The sequence below is a fragment of the Actinacidiphila sp. bgisy167 genome, assembly GCF_057707665.1.
The window spans coordinates 1-594 of record NZ_JBYIQP010000234.1 but is presented as its reverse complement, the minus strand read 5'-3'; the positions used below and the strand labels follow the sequence as shown (position 1 = coordinate 594).

1 pseudogene is annotated in these 594 nt (G+C 75.4%); it reads right to left on the bottom strand.

Annotated features, from left to right (window positions below):
- Positions 1–497, bottom strand: a pseudogene (locus AC3ET4_RS30945) (M4 family metallopeptidase); the annotation flags it as partial.
- Between the last annotated feature and the right edge of the window lie 97 nt (positions 498–594).

The window sequence follows — 594 nt, the reverse complement described above, 5'->3', positions numbered from 1 at the left end:
GTGGAGGCGGGGAGGGTGGGGCGGGTGGTGTCGACGTCGAGGTCGGTGAAGTAGGAGCCGGAGGTGCCGGTGACGGTCCGCTTGCCGTCCTTGTGGGTCATGCGGACGACGTACTGGGCGCCCATGACGGGGATGCCGCGGTACTGCTGGCCGAGGCGGACAGTCTCGGTGCCGTCGGCGTCGGTGGCGACGTCGACGGTGGCCAGGTCGCGGTCGGGGGCGGGGATGCGGTAGCGGTCCTTGTGCCCGGCCAGGTGGCCGCGGGCGGCGGTGGCGGCGGGCACCGAGGCGTCGGCGGGGTCGGCGAGGCCGTCGACGAGGGCGGGGGTGTTGGTGGACGGCTGCGGCGCGGGGGCCGTGCCGGTCTCGAGGGCGGGGTCGGCGGCCTGGGCGGGAGCGCTCAGGCCGGTGACGCCCAGGGCGACGGCGGCGAGCAGGACGGACAGACCGGTCCGGCCGGATCGGCGAACCGGTCTGCGCCGTATGCGTGTGGACATGGACGAATGCCTCCGGCAGCCCGGCGTGGCCCGGGCTCGGTAGTGGGACATCGGATGGACGGCGCACCATTGCGCCCGCGGCTCGTCCTGCACCCTG